Source organism: Vreelandella zhuhanensis (genome assembly GCF_009793355.1).
Classification (GTDB): Bacteria; Pseudomonadota; Gammaproteobacteria; order Pseudomonadales; family Halomonadaceae; genus Vreelandella; species Vreelandella zhuhanensis.
The window spans coordinates 144,976-161,468 of record NZ_WTKP01000008.1 but is presented as its reverse complement, the minus strand read 5'-3'; the positions used below and the strand labels follow the sequence as shown (position 1 = coordinate 161,468).

Annotated in this window: 16 protein-coding genes; 13 read left to right on the top strand and 3 right to left on the bottom strand. The window is 56.9% G+C overall.

Annotation, left to right across the window (positions count from 1 at the left end; translation table 11 throughout):
• Positions 1 to 31: 31 nt before the first annotated feature.
• The 7 genes from GPM19_RS12400 (at position 32) to GPM19_RS12370 (ending at position 8,627) form a co-directional block, all read left to right on the top strand.
• Positions 32 to 1,936, top strand: coding sequence for a type IV pili methyl-accepting chemotaxis transducer N-terminal domain-containing protein (locus GPM19_RS12400; protein WP_160419339.1), 1,905 nt, complete (start codon positions 32 to 34; stop codon positions 1,934 to 1,936).
• Positions 1,933 to 2,616, top strand: coding sequence for a two-component system response regulator NarL (narL, locus tag GPM19_RS12395; RefSeq protein ID WP_160419338.1), 684 nt, complete (start codon positions 1,933 to 1,935; stop codon positions 2,614 to 2,616). Before GPM19_RS12400 ends, narL begins: the two co-directional genes overlap by 4 nt.
• A 292-nt stretch (positions 2,617 to 2,908) precedes the next feature.
• Entirely contained in the window at positions 2,909 to 4,540 is a 1,632-nt protein-coding gene (locus tag GPM19_RS12390; protein WP_160419337.1) for an MFS transporter, read from the top strand.
• A 95-nt stretch (positions 4,541 to 4,635) separates the two neighbouring features.
• On the top strand, positions 4,636 to 5,112 hold the full coding sequence (locus GPM19_RS12385) for a universal stress protein (protein ID WP_160419336.1): 477 nt from the start codon (positions 4,636 to 4,638) through the stop codon (positions 5,110 to 5,112).
• A 6-nt stretch (positions 5,113 to 5,118) separates the two neighbouring features.
• Positions 5,119 to 6,612: an MFS transporter gene (locus GPM19_RS12380; RefSeq protein WP_160419335.1), complete on the top strand. Its 1,494-nt coding sequence runs from the start codon at positions 5,119 to 5,121 to the stop codon at positions 6,610 to 6,612.
• Between the two features lie 83 nt (positions 6,613 to 6,695).
• Positions 6,696 to 8,027 carry an MFS transporter gene (locus GPM19_RS12375; RefSeq protein ID WP_160419334.1) on the top strand — a complete coding sequence of 444 codons (1,332 nt, stop codon included), beginning with the start codon at positions 6,696 to 6,698 and terminating at the stop codon, positions 8,025 to 8,027.
• A gap of 189 nt (positions 8,028 to 8,216) precedes the next feature.
• Positions 8,217 to 8,627 (top strand): hypothetical protein, encoded by a 411-nt coding sequence (locus GPM19_RS12370; protein ID WP_160419333.1) that lies wholly within the window; start codon positions 8,217 to 8,219, stop codon positions 8,625 to 8,627.
• Between the two features lie 28 nt (positions 8,628 to 8,655).
• Here the strand turns inward: GPM19_RS12370 and GPM19_RS12365 are convergent, their stop codons facing one another.
• A complete protein-coding gene (locus GPM19_RS12365; protein WP_160419332.1) occupies positions 8,656 to 9,042 on the bottom strand; it encodes a SirB2 family protein in 387 nt (128 codons plus the stop codon).
• A gap of 196 nt (positions 9,043 to 9,238) precedes the next feature.
• On the opposite strand from GPM19_RS12365, the gene hmpA reads away from it, so the two are divergent.
• The 4 genes from hmpA (at position 9,239) to GPM19_RS12345 (ending at position 13,259) form a co-directional block, all read left to right on the top strand.
• Positions 9,239 to 10,411 carry an NO-inducible flavohemoprotein gene (gene hmpA / locus GPM19_RS12360; RefSeq protein ID WP_160419331.1) on the top strand — a complete coding sequence of 391 codons (1,173 nt, stop codon included), beginning with the start codon at positions 9,239 to 9,241 and terminating at the stop codon, positions 10,409 to 10,411.
• A 170-nt stretch (positions 10,412 to 10,581) separates the two neighbouring features.
• Positions 10,582 to 11,577: a ubiquinone anaerobic biosynthesis protein UbiU gene (gene ubiU / locus GPM19_RS12355; protein ID WP_160419330.1), complete on the top strand. Its 996-nt coding sequence runs from the start codon at positions 10,582 to 10,584 to the stop codon at positions 11,575 to 11,577.
• A gap of 8 nt (positions 11,578 to 11,585) precedes the next feature.
• Complete coding sequence (locus tag GPM19_RS12350) at positions 11,586 to 12,506, top strand: U32 family peptidase (protein WP_160419329.1); 921 nt, start codon at positions 11,586 to 11,588, stop codon at positions 12,504 to 12,506.
• Positions 12,507 to 12,521: 15 nt separating this feature from the next.
• Positions 12,522 to 13,259 carry an anaerobic ribonucleoside-triphosphate reductase activating protein gene (locus GPM19_RS12345; protein ID WP_160419328.1) on the top strand — a complete coding sequence of 246 codons (738 nt, stop codon included), beginning with the start codon at positions 12,522 to 12,524 and terminating at the stop codon, positions 13,257 to 13,259.
• A gap of 35 nt (positions 13,260 to 13,294) precedes the next feature.
• On the opposite strand, the gene ubiT is transcribed toward GPM19_RS12345, so the two are convergent.
• Positions 13,295 to 13,792, bottom strand: a complete 498-nt coding sequence (gene ubiT, locus GPM19_RS12340) for a ubiquinone anaerobic biosynthesis accessory factor UbiT (RefSeq protein WP_160419327.1) — start codon at positions 13,790 to 13,792, stop codon at positions 13,295 to 13,297.
• A 39-nt stretch (positions 13,793 to 13,831) separates the two neighbouring features.
• Here ubiT and GPM19_RS12335 point away from each other — a divergent pair, with 39 nt between their 5' ends.
• Both GPM19_RS12335 and ytfE read left to right on the top strand, forming a co-directional pair.
• Positions 13,832 to 13,981, top strand: a complete 150-nt coding sequence (locus GPM19_RS12335) for a hypothetical protein (protein WP_160419326.1) — start codon at positions 13,832 to 13,834, stop codon at positions 13,979 to 13,981.
• Positions 13,982 to 14,104: 123 nt separating this feature from the next.
• The gene (ytfE, locus tag GPM19_RS12330) at positions 14,105 to 14,761 is read left to right on the top strand and encodes an iron-sulfur cluster repair protein YtfE (RefSeq protein ID WP_160419325.1); all 657 of its coding nucleotides are present in this window, start codon (positions 14,105 to 14,107) and stop codon (positions 14,759 to 14,761) included.
• Positions 14,762 to 14,884: 123 nt separating this feature from the next.
• On the opposite strand, the gene hemN is transcribed toward ytfE, so the two are convergent.
• Positions 14,885 to 16,270, bottom strand: coding sequence for an oxygen-independent coproporphyrinogen III oxidase (gene hemN / locus GPM19_RS12325; RefSeq protein WP_160419324.1), 1,386 nt, complete (start codon positions 16,268 to 16,270; stop codon positions 14,885 to 14,887).
• Between the last annotated feature and the right edge of the window lie 223 nt (positions 16,271 to 16,493).

The following is a 16,493-nucleotide window of genomic DNA, read 5'->3' as shown; positions in this document are numbered from 1 at the left end:
CGTCATGCCTGTGCGGAGGTCGTTCGACTCGATGAAATTACTCCAACGCTCGCTGGTCGCTCGTATCATTGCTTCGCTGTTAGCCATCAGCAGCATGGTGGTGATCAGTATCGTGGTAACCATCGTGATCGCGGGAAGCAGCCGTGGCGATGCCGCCGCCATCAATATGGCGGGTTCACTACGTATGCACACCTACCAGATCGTTGCCGCGCTTCAACGTTACCAACAGCAGCCAAGCGCCGAAAATCGTCAGCAGGTACAAGCGCTGGCCGAGCGCTTTGATTCACGTCTGACAAGCATCGAATTGACCAACGCGATTCCCGACGATGCAAGTCATGACCTCCAGGAGCAGCATCAACTGATTATCCAACGCTGGGAGCAAGAGCTGTCCCCGCGGCTGGAAGCCGCCATTGCGAGTGAGCCAGCAAGCAACATAGCGCTCAACCAAACGCTCGACAATCTGGTCGCCGATATCGACACGCTGGTGACGCTTCTTGAGCAAAATACCGAAGCCAAGATTGGCTTGTTGAGCGTGCTGCAGTTACTTTTCCTGGGGCTTACCATCGCTATGGTCGCGATTGCGCTTTTCGATATTCGCCACAATCTGACGCGCCCTCTCTATCAGTTGGTGGTACTTGCCAGAGAGGCTGCACATCATAACTTCCAATACCGTACTCATCTCAAGGGTAGCGACGAACTTGCCTTGCTGGGTCGCACTTTCGACGATATGTCCGAACAGCTGGCGGCAAGTTACGCCACCCTGGAAGAAAAAGTCTCACGCAAGAAACAGGAACTCGAGCGCAGCAATCAGGCGATGCAGTTGATGCACGATGCTAGCCGTACCTTGTACGGTGGCGGCAACGACCTATGCTCAAGTGCCGCCCCCATGCTGCGCCAGCTGGGAACCTTGCTTGAACTAGGCCCCATTCGGCTGTCGCTGAATGATCCTGTCGATCATCGGCAAATGCCTGTTTTGGAAACGCATTTACGCACACGTCCGATGTATTGTCGGGATCAGGAATGCCATGCCTGCCTGATCGACCCTCAGCCTTTGGAGATCATGGCAAGCGATCAGGTTCAATGCTTACTCCTGCCTATCAGCGTGGGTGATGCCATGCTCGGCACCCTGGAAATTTGGTATCCGCAAAAGCAGCTCGCCGACAGTACCCGGCAGCTACTGATCGTACTGGCAGACCAGTTGGCCACTGCGGTATATTTGCAACGCCGTATCGAGGAGCAGCAGCAAGTAACGCTTATCAACGAGCGCACCACGATCGCCCGGGAGCTTCACGACTCTCTGGCTCAGTCACTGTCGTATCTCAAGATGCAGGTGGCGCGCCTGGAGCGTATGCAGCAGAAGGAGGCTCCACGCGAGGCCCAGAGTGCGGTCTTCGACGAGTTGCGCACCGGTCTCAACAGTGCCTACCGCCAATTGCGCGAACTACTCACCACGTTTCGCCTCAAACTGGAGGCTCCCGGCCTGCACTCCGCGCTGCGCCAGACCACCGGTGAATTCGCCGAACGCATGGCGGTGCCGGTGGAGCTCTTCTATGAAGTGCCGCCTTATCTGCTTAACCCGAACGAGGAAATTCACGTTTTGCAGATCGTTCGGGAGGCACTGGCCAATACCCATAAGCATGCCCGTGCGCATTGGGCCGCCGTCACCGTGCGTTTCGCGCATGCGCGGCTATGGGTGAGCGTTGAAGATGACGGCATCGGTCTTATGGATGGCAGCTCTCCACCCATGCACTATGGACTGGTCATCATGCGCGACCGTGCCGAGACCCTGGGCGGAGAATTACACATCAGCAACCGTCAGGCGGGGGGGGTTAAAATCGAGTTCGAATTCACGCCCACTACCGCTCGATTGATTCAACAACAGCCTGATGTGCAAGACGCTTTCGCCTCTCAACCTGGAACGGGAACATCATCATGACGCTAACGCCAGCTACAGAGCCAACCGCCACCGAGCCACCCGCCACCCTGTTGATCATCGACGACCACCCTTTATTGCGACGCGGGGTCGCTCAATTGCTCGAACTGGAAGACGATCTTGAGCTGATAGGCGAAACCGGCAAACCTGAAGAAGGCATTGAACTGGCGCTCAAGCTTGAACCCGATGTGGTGTTGCTCGACCTGAATATGCCGGGAATGAATGGGCTGGAAACCCTGCGCCATCTGCGTGACGCTGACTACAGCGGGCGTGTGGTGATGTTTACCGTGTCCGACCATGAGGATGATGTGGTCGCCGCTTTGCGCACCGGTGCCGATGGCTACCTGCTCAAGGACATGGAACCCGAGGACATGGTGCGCCAGCTACGCCAGGCCGCACTCGGACGCATGGTGATCAGCGACAGTTTGACCGCGTTGCTCGCCGAAGCCCTGCGTAACCAGCGCACCGCACCCGCAACGCCCGATATTCACAGCCTCACCCAGCGTGAACGCGAAATTCTCCGCGAGCTTGCAGGCGGTCTTTCGAACAAGCTGATCGCGCGCAAACTGGATATCAGCGAAGGTACCGTCAAGGTGCACGTCAAGCATCTGCTCAAGAAGCTTAACCTGCGTTCACGCGTCGAAGCAGCGGTATGGGCGGTCCAGGAAAACCTCGATCGCTGAGCACTTTCATTGACGTCCCGGGTTACCCCGGTTCTTGGTGGTTACCTCCAAAAAGCCCAAATGCCGTCAACCCATCCGATCGCCCCTACCTACTTCGCTACAGCCTCCTAAAAATCAACAACCTAGAGCACTACCCCTTATAATCCGAAAGGGGTAGATCACTGTTTTAGCGCCTATTTCCTCCCATTTCACCGTTTGATCGCGGGACGTATCTTATTCCCCATCAATAATGAATCGCTCGCCAACGCATGGCTTCGCCGGCGCCGGCAAGCGGTCAATCAGGGGGATGGAGATGGCTAATAGCAACATCGATGCTCAAGGCTCGAACAACAAGCCTCGATTGAATGGCGACCTACATGAGTGGGAGGTCGAAGACGACACCTTCTGGCAACGCCAAGGCAAACGCATTGCCACCCGCAACCTGTGGATTTCGATTCCCAGCTTGCTGATGGGCTTCGCGGTCTGGCTGATGTGGGGCATGATCACCACCCAGATGCAAAACCTGGGCTTTCCATTTTCAGTTAATCAGCTGTTCACTCTGACCGCCCTTGCCGGGCTTGCCGGCGCCACGCTGCGCATCCCGGCATCCTTCATGATCCGCATTGCCGGTGGGCGCAACACCATCTTTCTTACCACGGCGCTGCTGATGATTCCGGCGGCGGGTACTGGCTTCGCCTTGATGAACCCGGACACCCCGTTCTGGATTTTCCAGGCATTGGCATTGCTCTCCGGCATCGGTGGCGGCAACTTCGCCTGCTCGATGAGCAATATCTCCACGTTCTTCCCGAAAAAGCAGCAGGGTTATGCCTTGGGCATGAACGCCGGTTTAGGCAACTTCGGCGTCACCACCATGCAGATCCTGATTCCGCTGGTAATGACCGTGGGCATTTTCGGCGCCATCGCCGGTGCTCCCATGGAGCTACAAAGTTCCAGCGGCACCTTGATCGGGCGTATCGAAGCGGGCACCCAGACCTGGATTCAAAACGCCGGTTTCATCTGGCTGGTATTCCTGGTCCCACTGGCCTTTCTTGGCTGGTTCGGCATGAACAACCTGCGCCCCATCACTCCCAACCCCGGCACCCCGCTTCAGGCGTTCGGCAAGATCCTGGGGCTCTATGCCGTGGGTATGGTGACCTCCATCATCGGCATGCTGGCGCTGGGCTGGCTCAACATGTGGGTCGCGCTGCCACTGACCATCCTGCTGACGTTGGGCCTTCTGCGCCTGATTCCCGGCGACATCAAACCCAATATCCAGAAGCAGTTCGCCATCTTCAACGATAAGCACACCTGGTCGATGACCGTGCTCTATATCGCCACCTTCGGTTCCTTCATCGGGTTCTCTGCAGCCCTGCCGCTTTCCATCAATGTCATCTTCGGCAACATGATGGATGTGACCGCTGATGGTGCAGTCACACGCATCACTAACCCCAATGGCCCCAGCGCCTTGACCTGGGCGTGGATGGGACCTTTCGTCGGCGCGCTGATTCGCCCGGTAGGCGGCTGGATTTCCGACAAGGTAGGCGGTGCCATCGTCACTCAGGTGATCTCGGTAATCATGGTGGTAGCTTCCGTGGCGGTGGGTTACGTGATGATGCTGGCCTACAACGCCACCGATCCCAACAGCTACTTCATCCTCTTTCTGATTCTGTTCGTGGTGTTGTTCGCGGCCAGCGGCATCGGCAACGGTTCTACCTTCCGCAGTATCGGAGTGATCTTCGATGCCCAGAAAAAAGGCCCGGTCCTCGGCTGGACGTCTGCAGTCGCCGCCTACGGCGCCTTTATTGCGCCACGGGTGATGGGTGAACAGATCCAGGCCGGCACCCCCGAGCTTGCCATGTATGGCTTTGCGGTCTTCTACGCGCTCTGCCTGGTAGTCAACTGGTGGTTCTACCTGCGCAAGAACGCCTACGTGAAAAATCCCTGAGTCGTGTCTCGACCTTGGATTGTCACTTACCTTTGAACCGCCCGGGCAAAGCGCTCGGGCCTCTACCATCCCCTACCCCTTAGCGGGAGGACAGCATGAAAATCATGATTGCCTACGACGGCTCCCGGAATGCCAGACTGGCCCTGGAGCAGACCATGAAGATGTTTCGCTCAAGCGAGCCTACCCTAATGCTGGTGGGTGTGGTGGAAAACCCCCGGGATGCCACGGATGCCAACGAGGACATGTTCGAGGAGGAATACAGGGAACTTAAGGAGCACCTGCAAGAGGGCATCGAGATCGCCGTCAAGGAAGGCTTCAATGCCGAGCTTCTGATTGCCGAGGGCGATGCGCGCAAGCTACTCCTGCAGGCCACTCACAAGCAGAAACCCGACCTGCTGGTGATTGCACGCCACAGCCACGAACCCGACCCGAGCTTCATCGCCAAGTCGCTCAATGCCATCTTCGACGAGTTCGACTACATGACCTTCGGCAGCGTCAGCTCCTTCCTGACTCGCCGGGCCGAGTGTCCGCTTTTGATTCTTCCCACAGGCGACATCGGAAACAAGGAATAGACGACCATGAAAGCCTCTGCCGTGTTCAAGGTAAAAAACCCTGAAATCAGGGCGCTGCATCTGACCTGGATCGCGTTTTTCATCACTTTCTACGTGTGGTTCAACATGGCGCCGCTGGCGTCGAGCATGCTCAAGAGCGTTGACTGGCTGACCTCGGACGACCTCAAATTATTCGCCATCTGCAACGTCGCCCTGACTATTCCGGCGCGCATCATCGTGGGCATGGCGCTGGACCGCTTCGGCCCGCGTCGGGTGTTCTCGGTGCTGATGGTGACCATGTCAATTCCGGCGCTGGTATTCGCCTTCGGCAACACCATGGCGCAGCTTCTCATCTCGCGGCTGGTACTGAGTTCCATTGGTGCAAGCTTCGTGGTGGGCATTCACATGACCGCACTGTGGTTCAAGCCCCGCGATATTGGCTTTGCCGAGGGCTTCTATGCCGGCTGGGGCAACTTCGGTTCCGCCGCCGCCGCCATGACCCTGCCCACCATCGCCATCACCATGTACGGTGGTGATGACGGCTGGCGCTGGGCCATTGCCCAGAGCGCCATCGTGATGGCTGCCTATGGCGTCTATTACTGGTTCGGCATTACCGATGGCCCCGACCCCAAGTCACACCGCAAGCCGCGCAAGGCGGCCGCCATGGAAGTCAGCACCTGGGCCGATATGATCAAGCTGATCATCTGGACGATTCCGCTGGTCGGGGTGCTCGCCATCCTTGTCTGGCGCATCCAGGACATGGGCTACCTTTCCACCACCGGGGCGATAGTCGCCTACCTGGCGATTGTGGCCATCATTATCTATCAGGTGGTGCAGATACTCAGGGTTAACATTCCGATTCTGAAAAAAGGTGTGCCGGAGGACGACAAGTATCCCTTCAGCAGTGTGGCTGCACTCAACAGCACCTACTTCGCCAACTTCGGTGCCGAACTCGCGGTAGTCTCGATGCTACCGATGTTCTTCGAGGAAACCTGGGGACTCAGTGCCGCCATGGCCGGACTGATCGCTGCCTCGTTTGCCTTTGTCAACCTGGTGGCCCGCCCGATGGGCGGCATGGTGTCGGATCGCATGGGCAACCGCCGTTTCGTCATGCTCAGCTACATGTTCGGCATCGGCATCGGCTTTGTGATGATGGCCATGCTCAACTCAAGCTGGCCGCTGATCGTGGCGGTGGCTATTACCATCTTCACCTCCTTCTTCGTGCAGGGAGCGGAAGGCGCGACCTTCGGCATCCTTCCTTCGATCAAGCGCCGAATCACCGGGCAGATATCGGGAATGGCCGGTGCCTACGGCAACGTGGGGGCGGTGGTCTACCTGACCATCTACACCTTCGTCACGCCTACCCAGTTCTTCTACATCATCGCCGCCGGCGCCTTCCTCAGCTGGTTGATCTGCTTTCTCTGGCTCAAGGAACCGGAAGGCGGCTTTGACGAAGAATACTATGTCTCCTCTGTCGATCGTATGCTCGAGAAACAGGAAACTGCCAAGGCACAGAAGTAAGACAGCAAAAAGGCTGTTCATTCTCAGCCCAGACGATGGCCGGTAACCGGCCATCGTCCTTTTCAGCTTTTGCAGGAGATCTCATGGCTTCCCAGCGTTTCAAACAGACTTCAGTACTCATCGCCAATACTTTCGCCTTTACCATGTGCTTCATGGTCTGGACCATGTTCGGCGAAATCGGCGTGCCTATTGCCGAACAACTAGCGCTCAACGGTACCCAGTTCGGCATTCTGACCGCCGTGCCGATACTCATCGGCTCGCTGGCACGCTTGCCCTTGGGTGCCATGACCGATCGCTATGGCGGACGCCCGGTATTCTTCATGATCCTGCTGCTCATCGTACCGTCGATATGGATGGTGCAGTTTGCCACCGAATACTGGCAGTTTCTGGTACTTGGTGGCTTTATCGGCTTGGCTGGCGGTTCCTTCTCTGTAGGAATCACTTACACTGCCAAATGGTTCGAAAAGGATCGTCAAGGCCTGGCCATGGGCATTTTCGGTGCCGGTAACGCCGGGGCTGCAGTAACCAAGTTCATCGCTCCTACGGTTATCGTGGTGCTGAGCTGGCAGGCGGTACCCAATATCTATGCGGCAATCATGCTGATCACCGCCATCCTGTTCTGGTTTTTCACCTTTTCCAATCCTGACCATCGCAATACCAGCAAGGTATCGCTGCGCGATCAAGCCAAGGTGCTCAACGACCCCAAGGTATGGAAGTATTGCCAGTACTACTCAGTGGTATTCGGCGGCTATGTGGGGGTATCGCTGTGGCTGACTCGCTACTACATGGGGGAATACGGGATGGGTATTCAGTTGGCGGCGCTGGTCGCCACCATCTTCGTGCTGCCTTCCGGGGTGATTCGTGCTTTCGGTGGTTGGCTTTCCGACCGTTTTGGCGCTCATACCGTCACTTGGACCTGTATGTGGGCCAGTCTGATCGCACTGTTCATCATGTCCTACCCGGAAACGAGTTACAGCATCCAATCCACCACAGATGGTTCGGTGGATTTTAGCTTCGGCATTCCCATCTGGTTGTTCACCGCTGCATTGTTCGTGGTGGGTATCTCCTGGGGAATCGGCAAGGCGTCAGTCTTCAAGTACCTATCTAACGATTATCATGAGAATCTCGGCCTGGTCTCCGGCATCGTCGGCTTAGCGGGGGGAATGGGCGGCTTTCTTTTGCCGATCATGTTCGGTGCCTTGGTAGATCTTACCGGTGTGGCCACCACGGTATGGATGCTCTGCTTTGGTGTAACGCTGGTGTCGATTATCTGGATGTGGTGGACCGAACGTCGCGTGCCAATGCTTACCCGCAAAGTGCTTGCCGAGACGGCTCTATCAAATACTGCTGCAAGCCAAGCGGCGGTAGCTGGTAGCGGTAAGCTATCGAACCAGTTCGAAGAGCTGAACCCTTGAGTTGCTTCAGCCAACAGGTACGTCAGTAGCCCGGATTTTTAATCATTGGAATTATGGATAGACCGCAGGCATGGCCTGGAAATCGAGTCTATGCTGGAGATGAGGTGGTCTAAAATATTTCATAACGTCTGTTTAGCGAGGTGATTCATGCCAATCCCAGCTTTTCTCTCCAGCTCAACGAAACGTTGGTTGCTTCTTCCTTTATGTTTCGTCGCTCTTCAAGCCATGGCAAACGAAAGCTACGACCTGACGTTTGAGGGTGATGGCAGCTTCTCTATGCCTCATGCCGGCCACAGCGTTCACGCGGCTATCGTCGATATCCATGCTGATGAGGTCGTGGCCAAGCAGTCGGAGACCATTTCGGGTACCGAAGACCCCGCCTTCTCTTTCCACTTCTCTGACGTACTCGAAGAAGGCAAGCTCTACGATCTGCATTACTGGATCGATTCCAACTTCGGTGGCGGTAAAGAAGGGGTTTGCGATCCTGTAGATATCGACCATCAATGGCGTATTCCGCTCGGCGAGCCCAGCGGGGATATGACCGAAGTAGCGCGGCATGCTCCCGTGGAACAGGCCCCGGTCTGCGACACCTTCGAATGATCCGGTGAAGGCCTCAGTCCAACACTTCTCAACCCAACCAGGAAAGGGGACTATGGCGAATAGCCGTCCCCAGCATGTAAATAAATACCGCCACCGCCACAAGCGCGCCCACGCCACGAACCAGCGGTGTCGGGCCACGCTTGATGGCGACCGTACCCACACCGATATAGACCACTAAAGCGATCAGTTTTGCAGCCAACCACGGGTGCTGGTGTGGCCACATTGAGAGCATCACCATCAGAGTGACACCCAGGGCAAGCAAGCTGGTGTCAATCACGTGGGGTAACACCCTCACCCAACGTTGCCCGAGCATGGACGACTCGCGCACCGACCACCAGGCGCGTAGCATGAAAAAACCGATGCTCAGCACAGCGGCGGTGACATGCAGATGCTTGATCAGGAAATAATACTCCATGGCGCTCACTCTCGGATAAAAGAAGGCCCATTGTGCTGCAGATGAAGGGCGGCTTCCATCAGCGTAAAACGATGCTTTTCTGAGCCATCATTACAGAGGCAAAGCTACGAAAGCTCGCACCGGGGTTGGTATTTGATGCTTCAGGCCTTAAGATGTATATATAAAGCATCTTAAATAATCCCCTGAGGTACTCCCTATGCTGTCTCATGAACAGGAAAAGTTGATCGACGCCACGGCCCCGGTCGTCGCCGAACATCTCGACGCCATCACCCAGCGCTTTTATCCAATAATGTTTAGCCGCTACCCGGAGGTCAAGCCGTTATTCAATGAGGTTAATCAGCAAAGCGGCGAACAACCTCGCGCCTTGGCGAGCGCCGTGCTGGCATATGTGCAACTGCGCCGTAACCCTGCCCAAGCACGTGCCACGCTGGCTATCGTGGTCAGCAAACATGTCTCCTTGGGTATTGTGCCGGAGCAGTATCCCATCGTCGGCGAATGTTTGATGGCAGCCATCGGCGAGGTACTCGGCGATGCCGTGACACCGGAAATCGCCGAGGCCTGGACCGCACTCTATAACGAACTCGCCGGTCTGCTGATCGATCTTGAAGACCAGCGCTATCTCGAATTCGAGCAAAGCCCGGGCGGCTGGCGTGGCACGCGCCGTTTCCGTATTGCCGATACCCAGCAGGAAAGTGCGGTGATTCGTTCTTTTGTGCTGGAACCCGAGGATGGCGGCGCCGTGGCCGACCACGAGCCGGGCCAGTATATCGGCGTGCGCCTGCTCATCGATGGGGAGCCGGTCTATCGCCACTACAGCCTTTCGGCAACCCCCAATGGCCGCAGCTATCGGCTTTCGATCAAGCGCGAAGCAGAGGGACAAGTCAGCCGCCATTTCCATGACGTCCTGCAACCGGGTGATACCCTGGAACTGCTGCCCCCGGCAGGCGACCTGACCCTGATAGACGGTGACGAACCCCTGCTGCTGGCCAGTGGTGGTGTCGGCCAGACGCCCTTGCTGCCCATGGCACGTCATGCCTTGGCGCTTGGACGTCAGGTGGTATATCTGCACGCCGCCCTGGATGCCGAGCATCACGCCTTTAATGACGAATTGGAGATACTCAAGCGCGAGTATCCCGAACGCCTTCAGGCTATCAGCATTCATGAACGGGGTAGCAATGCCGATCATATTGGTCGCATCGACCGCACCTTGCTGGCCCGCTATCTGCCCAACGCCAAGACACGCTGCTATTTCGTGGGTCCCCAGGGTTTCATGACCGCCATTAATGGTGCCTTGTCCGACTTGGGTGTCAACGAGGACCGCCGCCATTTCGAACACTTCGGCCCCTCGCGCCCTCTCGACGTGGCTTGACAGGCCCTCGGCTCACTTGAGTGATGCTCTGAAAAAAGCGGCCCCGGCAACTAACGCCAGGGCCGCTTTTGTATGGGTTCGGAAAATCCGCTCCACCATGACTCGGGTCAAAGGTCGGCAATAAATAGGCGACTAAGATACTCGAGTTTTCATCGTGAAGAGTCTCTGCCATGGAACTTGTATGTCCCGCCGGCAACCTGCCTGCCCTGAAACGTGCCGTCAACGAAGGCGCCGATGCCGTGTATTTCGGCTTCCAGAATACCACCAATGCCCGCCAGTTTGCCGGCTTGAACTTCACCGACAAGCGCGCCCATGAGGGCATCGACTACGCCCATGCCCATGGAAAACGGGTATTTTGTGCTATCAATACCTATCCTCAACCCGACGGTTGGCAGCAATGGACCCGCGCCGTGGATCAGGCTGTCGAATTAGGTGTGGACGCCCTGATCCTCGCCGATATGGGGCTGCTCGACTATGCCACTCGCCACCATCCGAACGTGGCTCGCCACCTCTCGGTACAGGGGTCGGCCACCAGCCATGAAGCGCTGAAGTTCTATCATGAACAATTCGGCATCAAACGTGCCGTGCTACCCAGGGTATTGTCGATCACTCAGGTACGTGACCTGGCCAAGCAAACCCCGGTGGAACTTGAAGTCTTCGCCTTCGGCAGCCTATGCATCATGGCCGAAGGGCGCTGCTACCTTTCTTCTTATCTTACCGGGGAGTCGCCCAACACACGCGGGGTCTGCTCACCGGCGGCCCATGTGCGTTGGGAGGAAACCCCGCAGGGATTGGAATCACGCCTCAACGGCGTACTGATCGACCGCTATGCCGATGGCGAGCGTGCGGGCTACCCAACCCTGTGCAAGGGACGCTTCGAGGTGGATGGTGAGACGTATCACGCCATCGAAGAGCCCACCAGCCTCAACACCCTGGAGCTGCTCCCGGAGCTGAAGGGATTGGGTATCAGCGCAGTCAAGATCGAAGGCCGCCAGCGCAGTCCCGCCTATGTCTCGAAGGTAGCCAGCATCTGGCGCCAGGCGCTTGATCGCCTCGAAGAAGCACCCGATCGCTTCCATCCGGATTCCGCCTGGATGGCCGGTCTCGCCGAGCTCTCCGAGGGTGCCACCACTACTCTGGGCGCCTACGAGCGTCGCTGGAAATAGGAGATCGTATGCCATCCACGACTCAGTCCCCGCAAATATCTCTCGGCCCGGTGCTTTACTACTGGACACGCGAACACTACGCCGACTTCTACCGTGAGGCTGCCGATTGGCCGGTGGATATCGTCACCCTGGGCGAAACGGTCTGTTCAAGACGCCGCGACATGAAACTTGATGACTGGCTGGGTATCGGTCGGGAGCTTTCTCAAAGTGGCAAGCAGGTGGTGCTCGCCAGCCAGACCCTGATCGAGTCCGAAGCCGATTTGCGCGATTTACGCAAGCTCTGCGATAACGGTGACTTCATCGTCGAGGCCAACGACCAGAGTGCCCTGCAACGTCTGTCCAGCGCTCGCCTACCCTTCATCGCCGGAGCCGCACTCAACCTCTATAACCCTGCCACTCTGGGCGTAATGGCCCGTGCCGGCATGCAACGCTGGCAGGTGCCGGTGGAAATGTCGCGGGAAGACTTGGCTCGACTTATCGATGATTGCCACCAGACGGGCGTGAGCCAACCCTGCGAAGTATTTGCCTATGGTCATCTGCCGCTGGCCTGGTCGTCACGTTGCTTTACTGCGCGGCGTCACCAGAAACCCAAAGATCGCTGTCAGTTCGTCTGCCAGCAATATCCCGAAGGCTTGGCGCTGCGCTCACAGGAGGCTCACGATGTCTTTACCTTGAACGGTATCCAGACCCTTTCCGGCGCTTGTCAGGATTTAAGGCATGAGCTTTCGGCCATGACCGAGATGGGTGTTTCAGTGGCACGCCTTAGCCCACGTGCCACAGGCATGGCTGAGGTGGTCAACGCCTTCGACCAGGCCCGCCACGGTAAGCTTCCGGCACCCGACCCACTGGCGCTGGTAGACGCCGAGATGTGCGATGGCTACTGGTACGGCCGCCCCGGCATGGACAACAGCCGCACCCAAGCTGGCTGAAACAAGGAGCGTCCTATGTGCCAAGCACAACACGACACCTTACCCGGCACGATTCGCCTGCCTATTGCCGGCCTGACGCCCATGACCACGTTGGACTACCCCAACCACTTGGCTTGCGTGGTATTTCTGCAAGGTTGCCCGCTACGTTGCGGCTACTGTCACAACCCCCAGATGGTAGACCCGAGACGCGGCAAGCCACACGAATGGCAGGAAGTGAAACAATTTTTGGCCAGCCGCCGTGGCCTACTCGAAGCGGTAGTGTTCAGTGGGGGTGAGCCGACGCTGCATAATGGCCTGACTGGCGCGATTCAGGAGGTAAAGGCAATGGGTTTCAAGGTTGGCCTGCATACTGCCGGCCCCTACCCTGAACACCTGGCCCGGCTGTTGCCACAGCTGGACTGGGTCGGCCTTGATGTGAAGGGGCGTGGACAGGATTTCGACCGGATATGTGGTCGCCCTGGCATCTGGCAGCGCCATAGCCACAGCCTGGTAGCGCTGCTCGACAGCGATATCGACTTCGAATGTCGCACCACGGTGCACTGGAAGGATTTCACGCTTGCCGAGGTGGAACGCCTGGCGTTGACACTGGCCGACTGTGGTGTGCGTCGTTATGCACTTCAGGTGGCTCGCACCGACCAGTGTATTGCCCCTGCCTATTGCCAAGCGGTCCCCAACGCTCCGCCCATTTCGATGCTGACGGCCCTGGTCAAACGTCTAACCCCATATTTTGACCGACTCGAGCTGAGACAATGAAGTATTCAGTTTTCAGGAGGGTTTTTACGGCCGTCTCAATCTCTGCGCGCCAGACGCTCCAGCCCCATCAATACCTCGCCCAAGCGCCCTTGGGCGAGGCCTTCCTCACAGCCATCCAGTAAATTCTTGAGCATCAGACCCAGCTCGGTGTCCCCCTCGATCAGCAAGCGACGCTGAAAAAACAGGCTGTCAGGATCTTCACGGCGAGTGGCAAGGCACAGAAATTCCCGCCAGCCTCCCCGGATAGTCGCCTCACCTATCTCATGACACAGTATCAGGTGCTGAGCCTCGAGCGTCAGGTTTAGCGCTACCCCTACATCGTCGATCGCCAGGGTGATACGACGCCCCTCCAGCGCATCGAACTCGCCCTCTTCGAGGGGCGCGGCAAAGGTACGGTTGAGCAGGGGTTCGACGAGACACCGCTTGATAGCGAAGGGAACCCGAGGATCGAGAAGACGAATCAGCCGACTAGGGGCCGGCGGAAGGGGCAGTGAAGAAGACAGCATGGGAACAGGAAAAGGCAGCAATGACATGACAAACACTCCGGGGCAAACACATCAACAGGAAACTCCGTGCTGCTCATCCTAGGCGCTGCCATGGTTCTTCGCACTGACATGCATCAAGCCATGAGCGCTAAGCACACCAATCCAGCTGCTGTGTTCGTAGAACGCAGCTACACCAACGCCCAGCAGGGTTTAAATGACCATTTAATGGTCATTTAAACCCTGTTCAGTCAGGGTAAAAACAACCATAAAAATTTCATCCTATTGATTTTTAGTCAATTAATAACCTGGCACGCCTATTGCAATACTCATGTTGTCTTTCTTATTCTACGGAGTCATACCATGAGCCTTTTCCAACAGCCTGTCGGCCGCCTTGCGCTTACTTTGCCCGGCGCTACCCGCATTTTCCACGAGCATCATATCGATTTTTGCTGCGGTGGCCGCATGAGCCTCGAACAGGCCGCCACTCAGGCCGGCGTGGATATCGAGACGCTGGTCACAGCACTTCAGGCGTTGCCTGCCGGCAACCCCAGCGACCACGACTGGCAAGAGGCCAGCAACGATGAATTGATCGACCACATCCTGGAACGCTATCACGCCGTTCATCGTCAGCAACTGCCTGAACTTATCCGGATGGCACGGCGCGTGGAACAAGTCCACGGCGAGCGCGACACCTGCCCCAATGGCTTGGCCGACCTCTTTACAACGATCCATCAGGAGATGGAAAGCCACATGCAGAAGGAAGAACAGATTCTCTTCCCGATGCTTCGCAAAGGCATGGGCGCCCAAGCCCGAGGCCCTATCGCAGTGATGCGTCATGAACATGATGATCATGGAGAAAACCTTGAGCAGGTCATGCTGTTGACCAACAACATCACGCCCCCTAAAGGAGCCTGTACCACTTGGCGCGCGCTCTACACCGCGATAAGCGAGTTCCGTGAGGATTTGATGCAGCATATTCACCTGGAAAACAACTTGCTGTTCGAACGTGCGGGATAATCCGTTCTGTATATCACCTCCATAACCAATGGAAATGACAAAGGCGCTACCCGTGCTTTTAAAAGGGTAGCGCCTTGCCTGCTACGCCCAAGGAGCCAAGCGATTGGCCGCCCTGTCCAAGATTCATACTGTGCGTGAAAACCGCCCTTCCTGAGGCTTGAGGTAAGCATCGAAGGCCATCGCCACGTTACGCATCATCAAGCGTCCGGCGGGCAGCACTTCGATGGCGTCGGCATGGATGATCAGCAGTTCATCACGCTGCATTTCTTCCAGATGCGCCAAGGCATCAGCGAAGGTTTCGCCAAACGTCACCCCATGACGCGCTTCGATATCGACAAACTCGACCCGACCATGGCACATCAGGGCGTTGATCACGTCGCGACGCAAGCGATCGTCATCGTTGAGGCGATAACCACGCATCACCGGCAAGCGTCCACTTTCCAAGCGGTGTTGATATTGAGCGGTCTCCTTGACGTTCTGGCTGTAAGTGTCGCCTACCTTACCGATGGCGGTGATACCCAAGCCGATGAGATCACAGTCGGCATGCGTGGAATAACCCTGGAAATTGCGCTGCAAGGTATGGTTTTCACGCGCCAGACTGAGCTCGTCTTCGGGTAGCGCAAAGTGATCCATACCAATGTAGACATAACCGGCGTCGGTGAGCCGTTGAATGGTCAACTCCAGCAATTCCAGTTTACGCTCCGGCGGTGGCATGTCTTCAGGACGGATCAGACGCTGCGACTTGAATAGCTCCGGCAAGTGGGCATAACTGTAAGTGGCGATACGGTCGGGCCGCAGGGCGATGATCTTGGCAAGCGTGGTGTCAAAGCTCGCCACCGTTTGCAGCGGGAGTCCATAGATCAAGTCGACACTGATTGATTGGAAGCCGGCATCACGGGCGGCCTCGACCAGTGCCACCACCTGGGCTTCGCTCTGCACGCGATTGACCGCCTCCTGCACATCGCGGTCGAAGTCCTGGACGCCGAAACTCAAGCGGTTGAATCCCAGCCCATGCAGTTCGTGAATTTGTTCGGGTGTCACGGTGCGTGGGTCCACCTCCAGCGAAAACTCACGCGCCTCGGGCGGTGCAAAATGAAAGGCTGCATCCAGCGCCGCCATCAAATCCGCCAACTGTGCATTGCTGAGGTAAGTAGGCGTCCCGCCGCCGAGATGCAGTTGTGTCATGCGGCGTGAATCGTCGAACAGTTTTCCCTGGATAGTTATTTCGTGCTTTAACCACTCCAGATATTCAACGGCGCGTTCGATGTTATGCGTAATGATCTTGTTACAGGCACAGTAGTAGCAAAGGCTCTTGCAAAACGGGATGTGAATATAAGCCGACAACGGCTTGGGCGATGCCACCCGATTGCTGCGCTCGGCAGCAGCCCGATAGTCGTCTTCAGCGAACGCCGCGTGAAACTGAGGGGCAGTGGGGTAAGAGGTATAGCGGGGTCCCGGCCGGTCATATTTTTCCACCAGGGGACGGTTGAACAGCACATCGTCTTTCATGATTGTCACCAGCCTCGTGAATAGGGTGGGCATGTAAATGGGGTGGGTCTGAAATTACTCAATGCCACATGGTATCGCAGATGATCTGCTCCATGGGTTTGTCGCCTGACTATTTGCCACCGGACTTTTCTTCGCATGATCATGCAGTGACAACACATCTATTCGTGACGACATTCATGACGACATTCATGACGCCACTGGAGATGAAATATTGCGTCAAAGT